Here is a 22,948-nt window from a genome sequence, read left to right on the forward strand (position 1 = left end):
GTTACTTTCACAAATATAATAAAATCCCCACAAAAAAATACAAAGGCACGCTTTCCGCGTGCCTCCTCACCCCATATTTAATGGCTCTTCAGATATTTTTCAATATCAGAAACCGCCTGATCCTCGTCTACGCCCTCTGCAGTAACTGTAATTTCTTCTCCCGCAGCAAGTCCCAATGTCATCATACCCATAATACTTTTGGCATTCACACGTTTGTCGCCGCTTTCCACATAAATGGTACTGTCATACTGGCTGGATACCTGTACCAGCATTGCTACCGGTCTCGCTTCCAGACCTGACGCCAATTCAATTGTTATTGTTTTTTTGACCATAATTATCCTCCTCATGCTCTCTGCCCATACTTTTTTCCCGCAATTCTTCTGCTAAAGTACTGAGCTTTCTAAGTCGGTGATTCACTCCTGATTTTCCAACAGGAGGTTCAAGAGCCTCCCCTAGCTCTTTTAAAGTTGCATCCGGCCTTAACAGCCTGAGCCGGGCCATCTGTTCCAGATTTTCCGGCAGCCCCTCAAAGCCAATTGTATCTTTGATATATGTTATATCTTCAATCTGCTTCACAGCAGCTGATACCGTTTTGTTGATGTTGGCCGTCTCACAGTTCACCTGGCGGTTAACACTGTTGCGCATCTCCTTTAAAATCCTGATATTCTCAAGTTCCATAAGGGATACCGGCGCTTCCATCACGTTCAGGATGTCCACAATCTGACTTCCTTCTTTAATATAAACGACATAATACTTTTTCCTGACTACAATCTTCGCATCCAGGCCAAAGGTGGCGATTATGTTCTTCAGTTGTTCCGCTTTCGGTCTGGCCGCACATACGATCTCAAAATGATAAAACTTTTCCGGATCGCTGATGGACCCTGATGCCAGGAATGCGCCTCTGATAAATGCTCTCCTGCAGCAGGACTGCTGTATCACAAGATTTCCCACCAGGGAAAGATTCTCCCCGATCTCCCCATGGACGTCCAAAATCCTGGTGGCCTGCAGCACCCTGATGGCATCCTCATGCTTTTTGATTACGATTACATAAGTGATGTTTTTCTGGTAACTGGTGCGCCGGATTGAGACATCAGTACTAATATTAAATGTTTTTTTCAATAATGTAAAGTACTTTCTTGCAACTGCTACATTTTCTGTTTGAATTTTGATGCAGAAATGATCGTGTTCAGAGATCATTATTTTCCCGCAAAGACTGATAATCGCCGCAATTTCTGCTATTTTACAATGCCTCGCAGAGCTCAGTTGCCTGGAAAGTTCTTCTTTTACCCTGGATGAAAATGACATGTTAATTCCTCCATGCCGGAGCAGTTTCCCCGCCGACCGCGGCTGATAATCCTAAAAGCCATTCGCCGTAAACAGACTTCCGGCTTTTATTTTTTCAGTTTACTATCTTTTTCAATATCTCGGTGTTCAATCTTAACTCCCAGTTCCTCCTGGCTGCTCAAATGGCCGTAGACCGCATTGGCAATGGTCACAGACCTGTGTTTTCCTCCGGTGCAGCCAATCCCGATCACCAGTTGGTTTTTCCCTTCCAGCACATAATTCGGAAGCAAAAAGTCCAGCATATCGAATAACTGCTTTAAAAATTGTTCCCCGGTTCCCCCCTGCATCACAAAATCCCGCACCTCACTGTCATTGCCGGTTTTCTGGCGCAGTCCCTCCACATAATAGGGATTGGGAAGAAAACGGACGTCAAATACAAGGTCCGCATCCGAAGGGATTCCATATTTAAATCCAAATGATAATACCGTTACAAATAAATTATTATACTTCTGGTCATCCACAAAAATCTTTTCCAGTTCCTGTCTCAGTTCCTTGGTCAGAAGCTGGCTCGTATCGATGATATAATCCGCCCGGTCTTTGAGAAAGGCCAGTTTCTCCCGCTCTTTATCAATGCCCCGGTCGATCCTGCCCGATCCTGCCAGCGGGTGGGACCGCCTTGTTTCTTTATACCGTTTTATTAAAACTTCATCACTGGCGTCCAGAAACAGGATTTCAAAAGGCATTTTATTCTGTTTCCATCCGGACATAACCTGATTGAGTTTCGATAATTCCTCGCCGCTTCTGATATCAATTCCCAAAGCCGCCTTGCTGTGGCCTCCAAAATTCATCACCGTCAGTTCGGCAAATTTCTCCATTAACGGTATAGGCAGATTATCCACACAGTAAAATCCGATATCCTCCAGCATTTTGAGCGCTATGGTCTTTCCCGCTCCCGACATCCCAGTCACAATTACCAGCTTCACCGTCTCATCCTCCGCAAACTTTAAAATTTCCCCAGCATTTTGACTTCCATTTCCAGGTCCACGCCGAAATCATCTTTTACTTTCCTCTGCACTTCCCGGCAGAGGTTAAGGACATCGGCTGCCGTCGCATGATCCCTGTTGATCACGAATCCGCAGTGTTTTTCCGATACCTGGGCCCCGCCCAGCCGGAATCCCCGCAGCCCCGCGTCCTGGATCAGCTTGCCTGCAAAATAACCCGCCGGCCTTTTAAAGGTACTTCCCGCACTGGGATATTCCAAAGGCTGTTTTTCCCGTCTCTGCCCTGCCAGTTCATCCATTCTGGCCTTAACAGCGGCCTGATCTCCCGCTTCCAGCAGAAGCACTGCTTCCAGCACGATATAACCGTTGGCTAAAATACAGCTTTTCCGGTATCCCAGCTCCAGTTCTTCCAGGGAGAGGTTCCTGATCCGCCCCTCACGATCCAGCACCCGGGCCGATTCCAGCACATACTTCATCTCCGAACCATAGGCTCCTGCGTTCATTACCACTGCGCCGCCCAAGGTTCCCGGTATGCCCGCCGCAAATTCAAATCCTGTAAGAGAAGCGTCGAGGGCGGCCCTGGCGATCCTGGAAAGCAGGGCGCCTGCCCCGGCCGTGATCCGGCATCCCTCTATCCTGCAGTAATTCCACGATTCACTCATGGAAACGATCACGCCTTCATATCCATTGTCACTGACCAATAGGTTGCTTCCGTTTCCAATAATGTAATAGGGCACATTTTCCGCTCTGCACAGGCTGACCACAGCCGCCAGCGCGGTTTCATCTTTCGGCGTCACGTACCAGGAAGCAGGCCCACCAACCCGGAAGGTGGTGTGATTCTTCATGGGCTCCCCCATTTTTACAAAATCACTTCCGGCCGCTTCCAATAATTTTGAATGAAATGCATTCATAAATTTCCTACCTCAGACTAATCATTTTTTTTGGACAAATTCGCCTGTACCCGTTTGTAAAGCTCCTGGGCCGCATTGTAGCCCATCTTCTTCTGCCTGTAGTTAACCGCCGCAGATTCCACGATAATCGCCAAATTCCTGCCCGGCCGGATCGGTATGGAGTGGCAGACCACTTTATTGCCTAAAAACTCCGTATACTGGTCTTCCAGGCCCAAACGGTCATATTCCTTATCCCGGTTCCAGTCTTCCAGTTTGATCACCATATCAATGGCCTGGGTATCCTTAACGCTCTCCACTCCGAACAAGGCCTTCACATCAATGATCCCGATGCCTCTAAGCTCTATAAAATGTTTCGTGATGTCGGGCGCGCTTCCGATCAGGGTTTCATCACTGACCTTGCGGATCTCAACCACATCATCCGTCACCAGACGGTGTCCCCTCTTAATCAGCTCCAGCGCGGCTTCACTCTTGCCGATACCGCTTTCTCCCATAATCAATACGCCTTCACCGAATACGTCCACCAGCACTCCGTGAATGCTGATACACGGCGCCAGCTTCACCTTCAGCCACCGGATGATTTCCGCCATCAAATCAGAGGTAGACTTTTCAGACACCAGACACGGCACATCATAATAAGTACAAAGGGCGACCATATCCTCATCCGGCATCTGTCCCCGGCTGTATACCAGACATGGCACTTTGCTGGCAAGGAGTTTATCATACATCTCCTTTCTTCTCTCCGTGGACAGGGTTTTTATATACTCCTGTTCCACATACCCGATGATCTGCACCCTCTCTTTGTCAAAATGATCGAAAAATCCGGCTAACTGCAGCGCAGGCCTGTTCACATCCGGATGAGTTAAAACGATTTTTTCCGTGTCAATCTCCGGCGTAGTATTTTTCAGATTCATCTTTTCAATTAATTCTTTAATGGTGACACCATGCATGATATCATTCTCCTTCTAACACGTATTTTTTTTAATACTATCATAAATTTGTCCGCTTGTCATTACCTGTTCCCGTTTGACGCAGGCTCCGTCATTTAATGAAAGAAATCATAAACGCTCTGAGCCGCCTGGCGGTTCATGCCCGGCGCCTCCGCCAATTCCTCCAAACCAGCGTCTTTTACCGCTTCTATGGATTTAAAATGGCGCATGAGAGCCTTTCTTCTGGCCGGCCCAATTCCGGAAATGTCGTCTAAAATGGACTTAACCTGGCCTTTATTTCTCAAACTGCGGTGATACTCAATCGCGAATCTGTGGGCCTCATCCTGGATTCTGGTGATCAGGCGGAACCCTTCCGAATGTTTATCAATGGGTATTTCCACATTGTGGTAGTAGAGCCCTCTTGTGCGGTGGTTGTCGTCCTTTACCATACCGCACACGGGAATGGAAAGGTTCAGTTCCTCTAAAACTTCCAAAGCCACATTCACCTGGCCCCGGCCTCCATCCATCATGATCAGGTCGGGAAATCTTGTGAAACTGCCGAAAGCTTCATCCATCCCCTTTTCCCTGAGGAGATCCGCCTCTTCCAGGCCGTGGCTGAACCTTCTGGTCAGAACCTCTTTCATGGAAGCGTAATCATTGGGGCCTTTCACCCATTTGATCTTGAACTTCCGGTAATCATTCCTCTTAGGCTTTCCGTCCTCGTAGACGATCATGGAGCCCACCGATTCAATCCCGCTGGTATTGGAAATATCAAATGCCTCGATTCGTCTGATTCCCGACAGCCCCAGCCATTCTCCCACCTGGTTCATGGCTCCTCTGGTCCTCAGCTCTTCCCGTTTAATCTTTTCCTTATCCTGGGACAGCACAAGGGCCGCATTTTTCTCCGCCAGTTCTACCAGCCGCTCCTTCTGCCCCTTCTGCGGCACGGTGATCCTGACTTTCTGCCCCCGTTTGGCACTCAGCCATTCCGAAATCACGCCGCTGTCCTCCAGCTCCGTCTGAACCCACAATTCCCGGGGAACAAAGGGGGTTCCCGCATAGAACTGCTTCACAAAGCTGGTCAGAATCTGCTTCGTATCCTCCGCAGTTGCCACCGTCACATGAAAATGCTCCCGGCCGATCAGCCGTCCGTCCCGGACAAAGAACACCTGCACCACTGCATCCTTCTCATCCTTTGCCATGGCGATGATATCCCGGTCTTCCATGCTGCTGCTGGTGATTTTCTGCTTCTGCGCAATCTGTTTTACACTGTTTAACAGTTCCCTGTACTCAATGGCCTTTTCAAAATCCAGCTCATCCGAAGCCTGCTGCATCTTCTCTTCCAGGGATTTCAGCACAGGGCCGTACTGCCCGTTTAAAAAGTCCAGGGCCTGCCCGATGGATTTGGCATAGTCTTCCCTGCTGATATAACCCTGGCAGGGGGCGTCGCACTGCTTGATATGATAATTCAGGCAGGGCCGGTCCTTTCCCGTGTCTCTCGGCAGATTCCTGTTGCAGGTACGTATCTTATAGATCTTATGGATCAGGTCAATGGTATCTTTCACCGCCCCTGCGCTCGTGTAAGGGCCAAAATACTTGTTTTTATCCTTTTTCATCTCCCTGGCAAACAAAACCCTGGGGAACTCCTCATTTACCGTCACCTTGATGTATGGATAGCTCTTATCATCCTTCAGCATGGTATTGTACCGCGGCCGGTGTTCTTTGATCAGATTGCATTCCAGCACCAGGGCCTCCAGCTCGGAATCCGTTATGATGTATTCAAAACGGGCGATTCTGGAAACCATCTGTTCAATCTTCGCGGTCTTATTCCTGCTGCTCTGGAAATATTGGCGGACCCGGTTTTTCAGGCTGATTGCCTTTCCCACATAGATGATTTCATCCTTGCTGTCATGCATGATGTAAACCCCCGGCTGTGACGGCAGTTTCTTTAATTCTTCCTCTATGTCAAACACCATTTCACCACCTATCTCAACCGGCTTCCGTCATACCGTTTCTGCGTCTTTAGAAATCCTTCCAACGCATCCGTCTGCGCCTCTAAGCCTCCCGGGACTTTTTGCAGGTCGAGAGCCATAAAAATGCTGTCGATCTCCTTCTCCCCGATTTTCCCCTTCATGGAAGACAGGATCTGAAGCTTTTCATCCCAGCTCTCGGCATCCAAAAAGGCCAGAACGCAGGGCTGCAGTCCGGGTTCTTCTTCCGTCTCTTCCCAGGCCGGTTCTTCATTTGTCCTTTTCTCTCTTTCCGGTTCCACTTTTTCAAATCTGTATTTCTGAGAAACATCCGGATACTTCACACGATCCACCTCGCTGACAAACATGGACAGAGGCCTCACGTAAGTCCTGAAATCCCCATAGAGGGCCTGGTATACCACCATCTGTTCCCCGGTCTCAGTGTGTTCCGCCACTGTGAGAACCTGATATAGTTTATCCTTGAAATGCCGGTAAAATTCCCCCGGTTTTGGTATTCTTTCCATTAATTTTCTCTCTCCAATCCTTTCCAATCATAAGTACAGGCCGCGTCCCAGAAAATCCATTCCTCATAACCGGCATCATAAACCGCGCGGATCTGCGCTTTTACCTGTTCCGGCCCGTATTTGATGTAATTCTGCAGATAAGACGCGGTGAAATCCTGAAGCCAGGGCCGGACAACCGCCAGCTTTTCCTCTTTCCCGGCATCCGATGATGAGGCTAAATCCGCCTGGGAGCCCATGAGGGCCGCCAATACGGTATCATATGGTTTTGTGTCCGGGTGTTCGATCCCGAAATTGCCGTCTGCATAATGGGACGGGTAGATCATGGGACAGATATAATCCAGGTGCTTTGCCATCTCATAGTAGATCTGTCCAACGGAATTGGCGTCCTGTTCACTGCCTATAATCGCTCCGAACACATCCGCAGAGACAAAAAGCCCGGCTTCTTTCAACGGTTCATAGGCATAGGTGATGAATTCCGTTATGATATCCGTCTTGCTGCGACCTTTCGTGTCTTCCTCATCAAAAACCACCTGTCTCATCCCTTTTTCTGTAGAAAAACGGATATAATCAAACTGCACTTCATCAAATCCCGCGTCTGCGGCGGCTTTTCCCACCTCAATCAAATAGTCCCAGACCTCTTTTTTATAGGGGTTTACCCAGGCCAGCCCCTGGTTATCGCGGTACAGGGTGCCATCCGCCTTTTTAAGGCTCCATTCCGGCTTGGCTTCAGCCAAAAATGGATCCCTAAATGCCACAACCCGGGCGATCACATAGATATTCTGTTCCTTCAGTTTCTTAATCAGGCCGTCCACATCGCTGATATAAGACTTACAGGCTCCGATTTCCCCTGCCACAGGGGTGTCTATGGGAAAAGTAATCCGCCCGTCGTCATTTTTCACATCGATGACCACCGCATTTACCTGAGACTTCTCAATTTCCGCCAGGATGTTGTCCATGAGCTCCGGAGTTCCCGCAATATAAGCGGAAAGATAAATCCCCTTAACCTTTTTCGGGACCCTGGTATCCGTTTGCGCCGGCTGGACCGAAACTTCCGTTTCCTCCGGCGGTTCTGTCTCCGCCGCCTCTTCCCGCACGCTTTCTTCCGCCGTCTCCGCCGCCGTGGACGGCAGGGGCACTTCCTCATATCTGGCGCACCCGGTAAGGCAGAGCAGCATGGCCGCCAATAATAATCTTTTTTTCATCCGATTCCTCCATGCCGGAGCGGCTTTTTGCGTAGGCACGCGCTGAGAATTTCAGATTCTCATCTGCGATTCAAATTTGTGGCTCCGACACAAATTCTGGTGTGGAAAATAAGCCTTCAGGATTATTTTTCACACGATTCTCCCACTACAGTCAATAACTGCGTTCTCTATCTAAAGCATTTTCTATCTAAAGCTTTCCCTGTTCCAACATCAGCTATCCCCGTTTCATCAAACGGATCTTATCCTTTGTTTCACGGTCCACGCACAGCGATTCCCGGATCTTCTGAAGCGCTTTATTATACGTCCAGTCATCCAGACAGTTGTTATTCAGATACGCCATGGTTTTCTCCGGAAAATTCACATAATAAATGGAGACAGCCCAGGCCTTCGCCATCCTTACATAATATCCCGAATGGCTGATTCTGTCAAACCATTCAAAAGCCCTGTCCGCATATTCTTCTTCCATATAATGATAGATCAGCATGACGATTCCGAACCGGATCACATATTCCCGTTCATCCCCCATACACTCTTCCAGATAGTGCCAAACGTTTTCCCGTTCCCTGCGGGCCGCCTTCAATCCCACGCAGAAACTGTCGCACACCGACCAGTTATTGATCTTAGGCAGAAAACGGACAATATAGGGCCAAAGCACATCCCAGTCCTCTTTCACATATCCCAGCACCATGCCCTGCAGCATAATTTCCTCATAAGTATCGTCAAAAGCCCCGTCCATATACTCTTTCCAGCCTGAGTTCGCCAGCTTTTTTGCCAGTTTTCTGAGTTTTGGCAGCCTGACCCCGATCACCGTCCCCGGATCCACTCCGGGCATCAGCTTTACGGTGAAATCCCGGAATTTCAGATCTGCCAGACCATAGAGCTGTTCTTTTATATCCATATGCACCCCGCCTTTTTCTTGCAACAGTTCAGCCATATCTGAACTGCTGTGTTTTCTTATAACAGTTCAGCCATATCTGAACTGCTGTGTTTTCTTATAACAGTTCAGCCAGGTCTGAACTGTTGCGCATCCAGCCCATTAAAGCCGCCTGCGGCGAGGGGCTGGATGCCCGCAGCCGCTATGTTTTCGTACGGTCCGCGCAGTAAATGCGCAGACCTGTCTGAACGGTTGCGTTTTCTTTTCATTTTACCTTATAAACTTCAATTTGCAATGTCTTTTTCAGAAGTTTTATGATACAATGGGTGTAGATTTTTGTAAAAATGAGGGAGAGCTTATGAAATTAGGATTTGATAATAACAAATATTTAGCCATGCAGTCTGAACATATCCGCGAACGCATCAGCCAGTTCGGCGATAAATTATACCTGGAATTCGGCGGGAAATTGTTTGACGATTACCACGCGTCACGGGTCCTTCCCGGCTTTGCGCCCGACAGCAAACTGCGCATGCTCTTACAGCTTGCGGAACAGGCTGAAATCGTAATCGCCATCAGCGCGTCTGATATAGAAAAGAATAAAGTCCGCCACGACCTGGGCATCACTTATGACCTGGACGTGCTCCGTCTGATCCAGTCCTTTATTGATAAGGGGCTATATGTAGGAAGTGTGGTCATCACCCAGTATTCCGGCCAGAACAGCGCCGACATTTTTAAGAATAAGTTAGAAAAAATGGGCATCCGGGTATACCGGCACTACACCATCGACGGATATCCCAACAACATTTCCCTGATCGTCAGCGACGAGGGCTATGGGAAAAATGATTATATCGTCACCTCAAAGCCGCTTGTGATCGTCACCGCCCCAGGCCCGGGAAGCGGCAAGATGGCCACCTGCTTATCCCAGCTCTATCACGAGAACAAGAGGGGAATCAAAGCCGGCTACGCCAAATTTGAAACCTTCCCCATCTGGAACATCCCGTTAAAGCATCCGGTCAACCTGGCCTACGAAGCGGCCACCGCCGATTTGAACGATGTCAACATGATCGACCCCTTCCATCTGGATGCCTACGGACAGACCACGGTCAACTATAACAGGGACGTGGAAATCTTCCCTGTGCTGAACGCGATTTTTGAAGGCATTTACGGAAGCAGCCCTTATAAATCTCCGACGGACATGGGCGTTAATATGGCAGGCAACTGCATTATGGATGATGAAGCATGCCGTGAAGCTTCCAAACAGGAAATCATACGCCGCTATTACCAGGCTTTAAACCGCCTTGTAAAAGATGAAAGCGCCTCTTCATCAGAAGAAGTCTATAAGATTGAACTGCTGATGAAACAGGCCAAAATCACGCCGGAATGCCGGAGCGTCGTAAACGCCGCCAAGAACCTGGCGGCTGAGAAAAACTCTCCCGCCGCGGCGCTGGAACTGCCAAGCGGAAAGATCGTCACCGGCAAAACCAGCGACCTGTTAGGGGCCTCCGCTGCCGTCCTTCTTAACGCGGTTAAGGAATTGGGCGGAATCCCGGACGATGTGCATTTGATCGCCCCTTCCGCCATTGAGCCGATTCAGGGGTTAAAGGTCAATTATCTGGGCAGCAAAAACCCGCGTCTCCACACGGATGAAATCCTGATCGCCCTGTCCATGAGCGCCGCCCATGATCCTGTGGCCCAGAAAGCCATGGACCAGCTTCCTCTGCTGAAGGGATGCCAGGTTCACACCTCCGTCATGCTGTCGGATGTGGATATCAAAGTATTCGCCAAACTGGGGCTTCAGCTGACTTCAGAGCCGGTTTACGAGCATAAAAAGATCTACCACTAAACACGCATTTCTTGTGTCATATGAATATTGAAAAAAGTGCCGCATCTGATATGGGAATCCCATACCGCTGCAGCACTTTTTTCTACTGAAGGTAATCCAGAGGATCTACGGTCTGATCCTGGTGCTTCATTTCCAGGAAAAGGTTGGTACCCTCTACAGAATAGTATTTTGTCGGTTCGGACACATAACCGATAATCTGTCCCTGTTCCATGTATTCATTTTCCACAACCTTGATGTCCTTCAACTGGCCGCAGGTAACCGAATAATCATTTCCCAGGTCTAAAACCACATAATTGCCGATTTCTTCATTGGAACCAACTTCCTGTACCCTGGCGTTTGCAGGCGCTGATACGGGATCGCTCACATCTCCCTGGATGATTACGGCCGGATTGCATTTGTACTGGTCCAGCGTCGGGAAATAGATGGTGGATTCCATGTTGTAATCTAAAAGTACATTTCCAAATACTGGCCAGGTCATCTTGCTGGCGTCTGTAAAATTGAGGACCAATGGGGTTGCGGCGTCTTTGCCTGCTCCTACCTGGGCGATGGGCTCATCAATGGTCCCTTCTGCCAATCCTCTCGTCTCCTGTACAGAGGTATCCTCCTCAACCGCGTCCGTTGGAAGAACTGCATTGGAATTGCCGGCCACCTGTGTCTGCTGCGGCGCAGTTTCCTCTGCGATATATCCTCCCGGTTCCTGGATTTCCATGTATGGATTTTCTTCCCCCTGCTGGTTTCCTCTTTGAATGGTAACAACTCCTGCTGCGGCTACAATAGTCAGCAGGCCTAGCACTAACATGACAAGGAACAGTTTGTCCTTGAACATTTGGTTTACTTTCTCTTTCACTTTTCTCACCTCGGTAATATTCTTACCAAAGCGGGAAGAGTTATACAAAGAGAATGAAGATATTTTTTATTTTATGAAATAAAAAAATCCGTCTCGTTTTTGTCCGGTATTTTTCGCGCTTTTTCCTGCGCTGTAACAGCTGTTCGCGCTGATTCCAGTACATGCTCCTGGGTCATAGTGCGCTCTGTGCGCTCCAGGCAGTCCAGAATAAAATCTCCAAAAAAGACAAATCCCGTCTGTCCGGTCACTTGATAATGGAATTCTCCCTCTTGATTCACTAAAAATACATGATCTCCTTCTGCCGAAACCGCCACATCGATATATTTCCGCAGCTCAATGGTCCCTTTTGTTCCTATGATAAACACCCGTCCGTCGCCCCAGGCGCCAAGTCCGTCCGGAGTGAACCAATCCACCCGGAAGTAACAGGTGGCGCCATTGTCTGCTAAAAGGCTGGCCTCGCCAAAATCGGTGAACTCCGGTTTGTCCTGGTTGTTATAGTTCGCCACCGCGCTGTGCATCACTTCCAGAGATTTGGCTCCCGAAAAATACAGAAACTGTTCGATCTGGTGGCTTCCAATATCGGTGATGATGCCGCCGTTTCTCTTTTTTTGAAAAAACCAATCCGGCCTGGTGGATTTATTCAGCCTGTGGGGCGCCAATATGGTCATATGAACCACCCGCCCGATTTCCCCCTGTTTAATCAATTTTTCAGCATAAACAGAAGCCTCTACATGAACTCTTTCGCCAAAGTAAATCATATATTTCCGCCCGGTCTCTTCACAGCAGGCTCTAACCGCCTCAACCTCATCTAATGAAAGCATACCCGGTTTGTCCACAAAAAAATCTTTGCCCCGCTTCATCGCCTGCATTCCAAGCTTGGGCCGTTGATCCGGCCTTATGGCGCTGGCTATCAGCTTCAATTCCCCATCCTCCAGGATTTCTTCCTGAGACTGGGCGCAGTGGGCTTGGGGATATCGTTCTAAAAACTGTTTTACCTTTTCCGGATCCCTGTCATACACTTTTTTCAGCCCGGCTCCTGCCTCTATCAACCCATTGCACATGGCATAGATATGACCATGGTCCAGGCCGATCACACCGAACGAAAACTCACCTTGGGCGCAGACCACATGTACCTTTCCCCGGGATTCCGGCGCGTAATTCATTCCGTCTGTTTTCTGCATCCTGATCTCTCCTCTTACAAAGTGCCTCCCACAGAAATCCCGATATCCTTAAAGCTCTCTACGCTCACTGTTTTTTCGTGGAATTTTACTACTTTGCTCATAATCCCTTTTTTTGTATAGAATAAATCTCGTTCAGTCATCGGGAATTTGACCGCCTGCCCGGTAAACGCAGACTGATACGCTCCCGTGATGAATTCCACGGTCCTGCGCCCCTCGGCACCGGTCACAAAAGGCGGAAGGCCGTTTTCAATGGAAGACAGCATGTCCTCGATCTGTCCTTCATGACCGCTATAGACCGGAGAATCCATCTCCCCAAACAAGGCTTCCAATTCCGCCTTCTTCTCATCGTCCGGCTCCGGATATCCGTTATCCAGCTGACGGCTGACAGAAATCTTATGGGGCAGCTCAATGGTGCCTTTTTCCGCGTCGATGACGATCTTCTGCTCTTCTCCGTGATGGAGAAGGGAGCTTACGGCCAGCCCCACCGCATTATTTTTAAAATACACCGTATGAATAGAGAAGTCCTCCACCTCGCTGTTTAAATGATTCTGATTCGCCAGTGTGGAGACGATCCGGTCCACATCCCCCAAAAACCACAAAAACAGATCTAAATGATGGACGCCGTGACTGAACGTGCAGCCTCCGCCTTCCCTTTCCCAGGTTCCCCTCCAGCACAGGTCATAATAATGGCTCCCTCTCCACCACAGGGAACTGATGAAGGCAGTATAAATCTTCCCAAACAGATTCCGGTCCAGCATTTCCTTCGTCTTCATCACATCCGGTTTAAATCGGTTCTGAGCCACGATGGAAAGCTTTCCGCCTCCGGCCTTCTCGGCATCCAGCATCTTGTCGCATTCTTCCAGGGTGGGAGCCATGGGCTTTTCACACAGCACGTTCTTTCCTGCTCTCAACAGGTCAGATGACACCTGGCAGTGAAGGGCCGGCGGAAGGCAGACGGAGACCAGACTGATGTCACTGCGCTTGGCGATATCCATATAATCAGACGACACCTCACAGTCCAGCCCGTATTTCTCCGCCTTTTCTCTCGCTTTTTCCTCCAACCGGTCCACCAGCATCACAATTTGGCATCTGTCCTTAAATTTTAAATATGCTTCTATATGTGTATTGGCGATATCCCCCGCACCAATGATCGCAACTCCTGTCATACTCTTCCTCCAATCCTAAAAGCAGTCTTCATAGCCCATGGCCTTGATGTTCTCCACACTGATACGGATGCTGTCAAATGGGCTCATTTCATAGGAGGTATCCTGTTCGATGGGCATGTAACGCACACCCGTATCGATACAGGCATCGATGACCGCCTTCATATCCAGATTTCCGGTCCCGATTTCAGCAAACTGCACGACTTTTTTCCTGAGTTCTCTCGGCGCGGAGATAATGCCTTCCACCCCTTCCCTGGGCATTATGATTCTATAGTCCTTCAGATGAACCAGATCGGCCCTCCCTTTCATCCTTTTGATCCAGTCCACCGGATTCTGCCCGCCGAACTGGAGCCAGTGGGTATCCAGCTCAAATCCCACACAACCGGGATCAGTATTCTCCATTAAAATTTCCATGCCATACTTACCGCCGTACTTCTGGAATTCGAATTCATGGTGATGGTAATAGAATTTAATCCCATAGGGAGCCAGCCGCATCCCGCAGGAATTGATCATCTGGGCCACTTTATAATGGCTCTCTTCCTTTCCAAATGCCCAGGACGGCATCATTCCAACCCTAAGGTAACGGCAGTCCAGCTCAGCGGCATATCCGGCCACTTCCTCCAGATTATCCCTCAGGTTGAGCGCGTTGTCCGCAGGCCCTGAAGGTTCCATGCTCACATTCATACAGCATACATGGAGGTCCAGCTCCCTGCACAGCCTGCGGATCGTTGGCATAGTATCCCGGTTGAAGGGCACCTTGGACAATTCCACTTCATTGACCCCAATATCCTTTATAAAATGAAAAACCCGTTCAAATCCCTCCTGCTCCACCACCTGGCTGAATACGATTGTCTGCACTGCAACTAATGGCTTCATACACTCTCCTTATCTATGCATTTTTACGGTAAAACCAGGGTTCCACTTTTATATCATGGATCTGCACGTTATCATCCGTATTGAGAAGAAACTTCATAATATCCGCGATATCCTCTGGTTTTAACATCTTTGCTTTTCTCTCTTCCGGAACCGGAGCCGCCTTATGCGACCAGATATCAGTATTAACCGGTCCCGGGCTGACTGATGTGATACGCACACCGGTTCCCTTCAGGCTCTTAGCCAGCCCTTCCGTAACTGATCTGGCGGCATATTTGGATGCGGAATACATAATTCCTCCGGCTCCCGTATCGTAGGCAGCCGTAGACAGGATATTGATGATGTATCCGCTGTCAGCGTATTTTAAGAATTCCCTGCACATGTACAAAACGGAATTCAGGTTTGTATTCATAATGCGTTCGAATTCCTGACGGCTGATCTGTGTGATCTCACAGCTTTCCCTCTGGCTGACTCCGGCACAGTTAATCAGATAATCCACATGCCCCAGACGCTTCACCGCCTGGGATACGGCCTTCACAGCCCCTTCTTCTTCCGAGAGATCGGACGGGATGATGGCCACCTGTGTCCCATCCTCCAGCCCCAAATCCCGGACCGCTGCCTCCAGAGCTTCCCGGCTTCTGGAAACAGCAGCTACTTTGAGCCCTTCTTTCACGAGCATGGCCATAGCTGCACGGCCGATCCCCCTGCCCGCTCCGGTAACAATTGCACTGCTGCCTTTCATGGCTTCCCCTTATCTCTTATATTCTTCCAGCGACGGGCGGTCCAGGAATTCAAGGATCTCTCCGTCCGGTCCGGCTACGTTCATAATATTGAAGCCGCCCATGCCGGACTCCTTCGGTTCCGGACAGGTGATTCCCTGGGATTCCAGATATTTTTTCATTTCAAAACAGTCTTTTACCCGGAAAGCGATGTGTCCCAGCGGTTTTTCCACTTTCGGCCTGCCCTGGGAATAAAGGGTCTCCAGAGTATCCGGTCCGAATTTATAGTAGCTCATCACAGAATTCGGTTTTTCCATAATCCTGCGCACCTCAAAACCAAGGGTGTTCAGGTAGAAATCTTCACATTTCTTGTAACAGTCATCTGCCACGCGTATGGAAATATGATCAAATTCCTCGATATGTTCATTTTTCAGACCCGGAATTCTGATATTTTCTTCTCTCTGTATGATCTCAAAGACCGCGCCGCTGGCATCTTCGAAGAACGCCAGATATCCGTCGCCGGACGCCGCTAATTTAGGCTCTACAGTGAAATGATATCCCATTTCCACCAGTTTTTTATGTACGTCTTCAATCGGCTCATCCACCAGAAATGCCACATGCTGCAGCCCCAAATTATCGGCGCCCGGTTTTCCCTTGATCAGTTCGATCACCCCGTCCACCAGCTGGACATATACAAAGCGGCCTTTTCCATCCGGGCTTGTGGCGTCGCGGATCACAGTTCCTCCTAATATATCCGCATAAAAATGAATTGTCTTTTCCATATCCCCGGAACGAACTGCTACATGGTTTAATTCCTTAATCATCTTTATTACCTCTCTTTAAAATTATTGTGTTCAATCGGTTGTTATCTCGGCTGGTTCCATTCCGTATAGGCTTCATTGTAGATATCCAGAATATTCTGGATTCCCATCTTATTGATTTTTTCCACAAATGCGTCAAACTGGTCGATCGGTGTCTTGCCTGTCATAAAATCGCTGACGCTCTCTTCCACATAGGTGTTGATATCTGCCATGGTGCTGCGGATCTCCTTATTCTGCGCATCCGTAAATGGAAGAGGGGGCACGATATATTTCAGGGAATCATCGTAGAAGGGAGCCAGATTGTTATACGCTTCTTCTACCTGAGGAGCCCACATCTTAAAGCTTCCTGTCGGCTTCACATAACCTGCGTGCTGCCCTCTTGTTGTCTTTCTGGATAAGACCTGCTGCGGAGAAAGACCGTCCGGGCTGTGGAGCACGCTGTCGGAATAGCTGTAATCCGTCTTGTCCGAATTATATACGAAGGTATCCCCTTCATATCCAAAGATATTCATGAAGCCTCCGCCATAAGGATCTGAGAAATCATAAAACCAGTCACAGAACTGCACGCATTCCTTCGGATATTTGCTGGATACGGAAATCACCGCGCCGCTGGAGGAAGAATCACATTTTACGATCGGCTGGCTGAACGGATGGATCTGAAGGCCGTTATCGCTCTTGATGGGTTCTGTTCCCACCAGATCATATCCTTCGATCTGACTGCCGATTGCGGACAGATAGGTATTGAGCTGACCGTTCAGTTTTCCTGAATAAGATCCCGCCAGATTTAATGCGTTATCGCTCTGCAAAGCCTTTTTATCGTTGGTGAAGATATTGTGGTCGATCAGGTTTTCATTCCAAAGCATGTTGAGCCACTCCAAAAACTCTTTATATCTGGGGTCCGTATAGCTGTATTTCACCTGGCTGTTGTCCTGAACATCCACATAAAAGCCGTCCACCATCTCAAACGTGCTGACCAGATTCAGCACATAGCTGAGTTTTTCAGCCGTAAATGGGATTTCGTCATTGGGATCGCCGTTTTTATTCATATCGTTGTCGCGCACCGCCACCCAGTACTGATACCAGTCATCTTTGGTTACAGGCGGTTCCATGCCCAGTTCCCCCAGCCAGTCCCGGCGGCAGATCAGAGGCTGGTTCACTGTCAGGCCGTCCAGCATCGGCATCATGTAAACCGTGCCGTCCGGTTCCATGAAGTATTTCTCTGAATCCGGAAATTCTCCCACCGTTTTGTTGAATCTCGGACATTCAGGCAGGTAATCCTGAATTTCAGCCAGAGCTCCGGCCTGCTTCAACTGCTCATACTGCTTCTGCGGCAGTCCCCAGAACATATCCGGAAGGTCACCGGATGCCACGATCACATTGAGCCTTTCATCCACCATCTCCAGTGAGCATTGCTCCCATTCTACCGTAATATTATTGGCTTCACAGTGTTTTTTCATATACTCAAAGGTATTGATGTCCCCCACATCCACTCCCTTTGTAGCGAAAATTCGGATTGTAATCGGTTCTGCGGAAATCGGTTTACCGTCAATGGTTCCCCAATCCGCTCCGTTCGTTTCTTCTGCCGAAGCCGCGGTTTCCGTTCCCCCTGCCTGACCGGAAGCTGCCGGTATTTCCGCCTGTTTCTGTGTTTCCGCCTGTTTCTGCGTTTCTGCTGGCTTTGCGCCGCCTGAACAGCCGCTCAGTACGGACGCCATCATAGCTCCTGACAGCAGTGCGGCCATCAGCTTTCTGTTCTTTTTCATACAATAACTCCTCCTTTTATAAGATAAATTAATATAGTTCTCACCCTTTTACAGACCCGATCATAACTCCCTTTGTGAAATATTTCTGAAGCCATGGATACAGGCACATGATCGGCAGTGTGGCCACCACCATGGTGGCGTATTTCAAACCGTCGCCAATCAATTCATTGTCATTGGCCATACCGGACGATCCCTGGATGATGATCTCTCTCAGGATCAGCTGCAGCGGATACTTGTCCCGGCTGGACATATAGAGAAAGGCCGGCAGCCAGCTGTTCCACGCTTCCACCGCGTAAAACAGGATCATAACTGCCATAATCGCTTTTGAAAGCGGTATCACTACCAGAAGATAAAACTGGATATCATTAGCTCCGTCCAGGAATGCGGCTTCTTCCAATTCCTGCGGTATGGTTGAAGCGTAAAATGTCCTCATAACAATGGTATTATACACACTCATGGCTGTCGGAAGCACGATCGCCCATACGGTGTCCAGCATCTTTAATTGCTTAACCAGCAGGAAGGTGGGTATCATACCGCCCTGAAAAAACATGGTAATCAGCAGCACTGTGGTGAAAAATTTCTTTCCAAAAAAGTCTTTTCTGGACAGCGGATAGGCCGCCAGAGATGTTAAGAGAATGCTGACCGTCACACTCAGCAGAGTGTAGCAGATCGTATTTTTATAGGCTCCCCATATCTCCGGATGATGGAACACTCTTGTATACATCTTAGTGGTGAAGCCAATCGGAAGAAAGCGCACTTTGCCGGTCATCACCGCAAAAGGATCGGAAAAGGAACTGCTGATAATCCATACGATCGGATAGAGGATCAAAAGGCTGAAGCAGGCCAGAAATAACATCACGAAGAATTTAAACACCTTGTCCCCCGTTATTTTTTTATTCTTTACCAAAACCATTTCCCCCTTACCAAAGACTGTTTTCGCTGGTCTTCTTACATATGTAGTTAAATGTCAGCAGCATAGTCAGGTTGACTAACGTGTTAAATAAGCCTACCGCAGCGCCGAAGCTGTATTCCTGTCCCATAAGACCTCTTCTGTAAACATACGTGGATATGACATCCGCCGTATCATAAATCCGAGGGTTATAGAGGAGCAGGATTTTCTGAAAGCTCACATTGAACAGCTGGCCGACTTTCAGAATGAACTGGATAATAATCGTCGGCATGATGGACGGAATCGTGATATTCAGGACCTGCTTCCATTTAGACGCCCCGTCCATGACAGCGGCTTCATAGAGGGCGGGATCGACTCCTGTCATGGCCGCCAGATAGATGATGGAGGCCCAGCCGGTTCCCTGCCATACGTCCGCGCCTGCCACAATAAATGGAAACAGTCCGGAGATGTTCATGAAATCGATCTGTTCCATTCCCAGGCTGGAGAGCATCTGGTTGACTGTGCCCGTCTTCAGGGAAAGGGTGGAAAGCACCAGGCCCGCAACCACTACGGATGAGATAAAATGCGGCAGATAAATAATTGTCTGCACCGTCTTTTTAAAATGCTTATGTGTGATCTCATTGATCGTAAGCGCTATTATTATAGGAAGCGGAAAGGTAAAAGCCAGGTTGACAAGGCTGATCACCAACGTGTTTTTAATCAGACGGAAGAAATATTCCGAGTGGAAAAAATCGACGAAATGGGCGAATCCCACCCACGGGCTGTCCTTCATGCCAATAAAAGGATTGAAATCCTTAAATGCGATCTGCAGACCATAGATTGGCTGATAATGAAAAATCAGCAGATATACAAACGGCACGCTTATCATGAGCAGGAGATACCGGCTCCTTATAATACTCTTCTTCCAAATCTTCACCTTCCTGCCTGCCACCGCCCTGAAATCCTGCCCGGCTGCCGCCGCGCTATTATTTGACCTCTTCATAACCGCTCCATTCCCCCTTCCGGCTGATCAGTGGAAAGTCCATTCCCCAATCTGTACACACGATCTCTAATTTCCATAGTTCTCTCAACTCCCGACGTCGCATACGGAGTCGCCTTCATAGATCATACACTCCTTAATCACGTCCATCGGCCCCATCTCCTGTTCCCCATTTATGATGGAAAACAATATGACAGCCGCTTCTTTTCCCAGTTGGTATTCATGCTGGACAATATGGCTGAAATTATTTTTCCCTGTAACCGCCCATTCCGGTGATCCGATCAGCATCACCGACAACTCCCTGCCTATATCCACATTCTTTTCAATCAGATATTTAATCCCTCCTCTGGCTTGTATATTGTATCCATAGAAAACAGCCGTCAGATCCGGGCGCTCTTTCAGCAGCCTTTTCGTCATCTCATAACCGGCTTCCTCACTGAATTCTCCATCAATGCTGGCCGCCTCTTCCTCTGCACGAATTCGCTTTACAGCATGCCAGAAACCTTTTTCCCTGGCCTCCAGATCTTTTATCCCGGAATTCCATCCGATGAAGCCAATCTTCCGGTGTCCTCTGTCCGTCAGATAGGAAGCTCCCTTAAATCCGCATTGGTAATTATCCGTAGTCACCCACGGATATCCTGTTGAACCTTCCAATGGCCGGTCGACTACCACCATAGGTATTTTCAATTCTCTGAGCTGCGCGGTATTCCTGCTTCCTTCACGGGAAGGAATGATGATATATCCGTCCATTCTCTGTTGGGCCATCCTCTTTATGATCTCTTTTTCCCGTTTCGGATTGTCAAACGTATCATAAATAGAAAGCAGATAGCCATATTGATCCGCAACCTCTTCAATTGCCATGATCATTTTAGTGAAGAACTGGTTTGAGAACTGCGGAACCAGCACAGCAATCATCTTCCGCTTATCTCCTTTCAGGCTGCTTGCCACATTACTCTTCACATAGTTCAATTCTTTTGCGGCTTCCAAAACCCTCGTTCTCATGTCCTCGCTGATATATCGGTCCTTCGCATCGTTCAGCACATAGGATACGGTGGCCGCCGTTGTACCCGCACGTTTTGCCACGTCTTTTAAAGTTGTATAACTTCCCAACTGTCCACCTCCATAAGTAATCGTTTGCTTATATCAAAAAAATATAAATAAGCAATTAATTACAGATTAGTATTGTATATTTTATACAGGTTAACGTTTGCTTATCTTTGTCCTAATTATAGTCAATATAGTACATATAAGTCAATACAAATCCATAGTTTATAGTGCATTTTGTATAGTTGAACAAGCAACTAATCAATTCCCTATGCAATCCGCACAAGCAAAAAATAGGCAAACCGATCATCGGCTGCCTATTTCAACATCCTTATAGAAGTATTTCAAAATATCCTCCGCCAGCCACCCTTCCTCTGCCTTCTTTCTGGCGCCGAACTGGCTGAATCCGTATCCATGGCCGATCCCTTTACTCACTGCCCTTATTTTCCCCTCATATTCCTCCAATGTAAAACAAGGGGATAAAAGCCCAAGGGCCGCCTGAAGTTCCTCTCCCGTATAAGTTTTTCCTCCAATCTGCATCTGCTCCACATAACCGGCCGGATCCTTGGATACCAGTTGGATGCTGGAGGGAAGCTGATCAGGTGACAGCACGTTTTCTCCTGCTTTTTCATTAATCATACCTGCGAATTCCTCTTTTGACCAAACCTTTGCCGTCAAATACCCTTCCGCCTCCACATCAAAAGGACATTCCACGCTCTGGAGATAGGGGTGAAGTTCGTCCCCCTGACGTGTTTTCCCCGCGCTGGCCCTGTGAAACAGGGGCACAATATAGCTTTCATTATATCTGATCACTGATCCCGCAGTGCTTTTTACCGCCTGAACGATCTGATCATAATTGGCCGCAAAATACTCCGGCCCCCACAGTTCCTTCAATTGTTTCTCCTCCAGGTAATCCAGATCCAATGCAGATTCCGCAATCTCCGTTCCATCCCCCATCTGGGCATATATGTATGTCCGTGCGATAATCGCCTGTGCCCTGAGGGCCTCATTTCCATAATCCGCCGGAATCTGCTGCCCCACAATTCCAATCAAATACTCTTCTAAATCCACATAAACGCTGTTGTTCCCGCGGTCCAAAAGAATCTTCCTGCCCGACGGAATCTCCTGCGGCGTAATCTCTTCCACCACCGTCCCAGTCCATGCCAGTGTCACAATATATGGGATCATCAATGCCGCTATTACAGCCAGAAGCAACCGTTTTTTCATATCCGCCTCACAATCTGCTGCAGATGCAGCTTAACTATTCATTCAGGCCGGATTTCACTGACTGCTGCGGCCTATACTAATATATATGCGGACGAGGCACTTTTTATTAAGGGAGGGGGAAATCTTTATTTAACATATTCGTGAAAGTAACGCCATGAATCCTGGGAATGGGGACGGACGGAGGCGGAGGCCTGCTTGGAGGTTTGACGCCGGGCGGAGCGGAATCCGTTGGGGATGAAAACCGGCTTCCAACCGTAAGTGAAACTAAGGTTCCAGGGACGGAAAAAGACGGTCCGATGCCCATTCACGGTAAACTCTTTATGGGACTTTACCGTTCAGTGGGCATCTCAGAAACTGATTTGGTTTTCAGTTTCTGCCCGTCTTTTTCCGTCCCTGGAGCCTAAGTTTCTCTAACGGTTTCCAGACGGCTTTCATCCCCAACGGATTCCGCTCCGCCCGGCGTCAAACCTCCAAGCAGGCCTCCGCCTCCGTCCGTCCCCATTCCCAGGATTCATGGCTGTGTACTGGTCTGATAAAGGGGAAATAAAGATTTGGAGAAGGGAAGTAGAAAAGGCAGGGAAGCGTTTGGTTGAGACGGTGTTTGGTATTTTGTGCAGATTATGACATAGAGGTTTAAAGTAATTAATATGGGGATTAACAGTAAAAGGTCAAGGCATTTTTGAAAATGCCTTGAGGGTTGATGTTAAATGGTGTGGGGATTTACATTAAAGGGTGAAGCCATTTTCGAAAATACCTTCACCCTTTATGTAAAATTTGCTTTTAATTACTTTAGCCAGAGAAAACCAGCAGGAAAGCGGGACGAGGGGACGGACTGGATGTTTGGATGCGGGCGGGCCCAGGGGAATCCTTCGGGGATGAAAGCCAT

The 22,948-nt window shown here is 48.5% G+C and carries 22 protein-coding genes; 2 read left to right on the forward strand and 20 right to left on the reverse strand.

What is annotated here, in order from left to right:
• Positions 1 to 77: 77 nt before the first annotated feature.
• The 9 genes from GPL15_RS19950 to GPL15_RS19990 all read right to left on the reverse strand — a co-directional run bounded on the left by GPL15_RS19950 (position 78) and on the right by GPL15_RS19990 (position 8,716).
• Positions 78 to 332 carry an HPr family phosphocarrier protein gene (locus tag GPL15_RS19950; protein WP_215700429.1) on the reverse strand — a complete coding sequence of 85 codons (255 nt, stop codon included), beginning with the start codon at positions 330 to 332 and terminating at the stop codon, positions 78 to 80.
• On the reverse strand, positions 307 to 1,305 hold the full coding sequence (whiA, locus tag GPL15_RS19955) for a DNA-binding protein WhiA (protein WP_215700430.1): 999 nt from the start codon (positions 1,303 to 1,305) through the stop codon (positions 307 to 309). The genes GPL15_RS19950 and whiA overlap by 26 nt, the downstream gene beginning before the upstream one ends.
• A gap of 86 nt (positions 1,306 to 1,391) precedes the next feature.
• Entirely contained in the window at positions 1,392 to 2,267 is an 876-nt protein-coding gene (rapZ, locus tag GPL15_RS19960; RefSeq protein ID WP_215700431.1) for an RNase adapter RapZ, read from the reverse strand.
• A gap of 20 nt (positions 2,268 to 2,287) precedes the next feature.
• Positions 2,288 to 3,196 (reverse strand): UDP-N-acetylmuramate dehydrogenase, encoded by a 909-nt coding sequence (gene murB, locus GPL15_RS19965; protein WP_215700432.1) that lies wholly within the window; start codon positions 3,194 to 3,196, stop codon positions 2,288 to 2,290.
• Positions 3,197 to 3,213: 17 nt separating this feature from the next.
• The gene (gene hprK, locus GPL15_RS19970) at positions 3,214 to 4,143 is read right to left on the reverse strand and encodes an HPr(Ser) kinase/phosphatase (protein WP_215700433.1); all 930 of its coding nucleotides are present in this window, start codon (positions 4,141 to 4,143) and stop codon (positions 3,214 to 3,216) included.
• Between the two features lie 95 nt (positions 4,144 to 4,238).
• Positions 4,239 to 6,098 carry an excinuclease ABC subunit UvrC gene (gene uvrC / locus GPL15_RS19975; RefSeq protein ID WP_252198521.1) on the reverse strand — a complete coding sequence of 620 codons (1,860 nt, stop codon included), beginning with the start codon at positions 6,096 to 6,098 and terminating at the stop codon, positions 4,239 to 4,241.
• An 8-nt stretch (positions 6,099 to 6,106) separates the two neighbouring features.
• Complete coding sequence (locus tag GPL15_RS19980; protein ID WP_215700434.1) at positions 6,107 to 6,616, reverse strand: DUF1653 domain-containing protein; 510 nt, start codon at positions 6,614 to 6,616, stop codon at positions 6,107 to 6,109.
• Positions 6,616 to 7,818: a putative glycoside hydrolase gene (locus GPL15_RS19985; RefSeq protein WP_215700435.1), complete on the reverse strand. Its 1,203-nt coding sequence runs from the start codon at positions 7,816 to 7,818 to the stop codon at positions 6,616 to 6,618. Before GPL15_RS19985 ends, GPL15_RS19980 begins: the two co-directional genes overlap by 1 nt.
• 214 nt (positions 7,819 to 8,032) lie before the next feature.
• Positions 8,033 to 8,716: a DNA alkylation repair protein gene (locus GPL15_RS19990; RefSeq protein WP_252198522.1), complete on the reverse strand. Its 684-nt coding sequence runs from the start codon at positions 8,714 to 8,716 to the stop codon at positions 8,033 to 8,035.
• A 334-nt stretch (positions 8,717 to 9,050) separates the two neighbouring features.
• Between GPL15_RS19990 and GPL15_RS19995 the strand changes: the two genes are divergently transcribed.
• Positions 9,051 to 10,535, forward strand: a complete 1,485-nt coding sequence (locus GPL15_RS19995; protein WP_215700436.1) for a DUF1846 domain-containing protein — start codon at positions 9,051 to 9,053, stop codon at positions 10,533 to 10,535.
• Between the two features lie 82 nt (positions 10,536 to 10,617).
• On the opposite strand, the gene GPL15_RS20000 is transcribed toward GPL15_RS19995, so the two are convergent.
• The 11 genes from GPL15_RS20000 to GPL15_RS20050 form a co-directional block, all read right to left on the reverse strand.
• Positions 10,618 to 11,382 (reverse strand): M23 family metallopeptidase, encoded by a 765-nt coding sequence (locus tag GPL15_RS20000; protein ID WP_215700437.1) that lies wholly within the window; start codon positions 11,380 to 11,382, stop codon positions 10,618 to 10,620.
• A gap of 71 nt (positions 11,383 to 11,453) precedes the next feature.
• A complete protein-coding gene (locus GPL15_RS20005) occupies positions 11,454 to 12,563 on the reverse strand; it encodes a Gfo/Idh/MocA family oxidoreductase (RefSeq protein ID WP_215700438.1) in 1,110 nt (369 codons plus the stop codon).
• A gap of 14 nt (positions 12,564 to 12,577) precedes the next feature.
• A complete protein-coding gene (locus GPL15_RS20010; RefSeq protein ID WP_215700439.1) occupies positions 12,578 to 13,729 on the reverse strand; it encodes a Gfo/Idh/MocA family oxidoreductase in 1,152 nt (383 codons plus the stop codon).
• A gap of 15 nt (positions 13,730 to 13,744) precedes the next feature.
• Positions 13,745 to 14,602 (reverse strand): sugar phosphate isomerase/epimerase, encoded by an 858-nt coding sequence (locus GPL15_RS20015; RefSeq protein WP_215700440.1) that lies wholly within the window; start codon positions 14,600 to 14,602, stop codon positions 13,745 to 13,747.
• Between the two features lie 13 nt (positions 14,603 to 14,615).
• Positions 14,616 to 15,341, reverse strand: coding sequence for an SDR family oxidoreductase (locus tag GPL15_RS20020; RefSeq protein ID WP_215700441.1), 726 nt, complete (start codon positions 15,339 to 15,341; stop codon positions 14,616 to 14,618).
• Between the two features lie 9 nt (positions 15,342 to 15,350).
• Positions 15,351 to 16,142: a VOC family protein gene (locus GPL15_RS20025; RefSeq protein ID WP_215700442.1), complete on the reverse strand. Its 792-nt coding sequence runs from the start codon at positions 16,140 to 16,142 to the stop codon at positions 15,351 to 15,353.
• Between the two features lie 41 nt (positions 16,143 to 16,183).
• Entirely contained in the window at positions 16,184 to 17,902 is a 1,719-nt protein-coding gene (locus tag GPL15_RS20030; RefSeq protein ID WP_215700443.1) for an extracellular solute-binding protein, read from the reverse strand.
• 40 nt (positions 17,903 to 17,942) lie between these two features.
• A complete protein-coding gene (locus tag GPL15_RS20035; protein ID WP_252198523.1) occupies positions 17,943 to 18,809 on the reverse strand; it encodes a carbohydrate ABC transporter permease in 867 nt (288 codons plus the stop codon).
• 13 nt (positions 18,810 to 18,822) lie between these two features.
• Positions 18,823 to 19,794 carry an ABC transporter permease subunit gene (locus GPL15_RS20040; RefSeq protein WP_215700445.1) on the reverse strand — a complete coding sequence of 324 codons (972 nt, stop codon included), beginning with the start codon at positions 19,792 to 19,794 and terminating at the stop codon, positions 18,823 to 18,825.
• Between the two features lie 84 nt (positions 19,795 to 19,878).
• Complete coding sequence (locus GPL15_RS20045; RefSeq protein WP_215700446.1) at positions 19,879 to 20,901, reverse strand: LacI family DNA-binding transcriptional regulator; 1,023 nt, start codon at positions 20,899 to 20,901, stop codon at positions 19,879 to 19,881.
• 240 nt (positions 20,902 to 21,141) lie between these two features.
• Positions 21,142 to 22,062 (reverse strand): SpoIID/LytB domain-containing protein, encoded by a 921-nt coding sequence (locus GPL15_RS20050; protein ID WP_215700447.1) that lies wholly within the window; start codon positions 22,060 to 22,062, stop codon positions 21,142 to 21,144.
• A gap of 167 nt (positions 22,063 to 22,229) precedes the next feature.
• Between GPL15_RS20050 and GPL15_RS20055 the strand changes: the two genes are divergently transcribed.
• The gene (locus GPL15_RS20055) at positions 22,230 to 22,466 is read left to right on the forward strand and encodes a hypothetical protein (RefSeq protein ID WP_215700448.1); all 237 of its coding nucleotides are present in this window, start codon (positions 22,230 to 22,232) and stop codon (positions 22,464 to 22,466) included.
• Positions 22,467 to 22,948 lie beyond the last annotated feature (482 nt).

The organism is Clostridium sp. MCC353 (genome assembly GCF_018785315.1).
Taxonomy (GTDB): Bacteria; Bacillota; Clostridia; order Lachnospirales; family Lachnospiraceae; genus CHH4-2.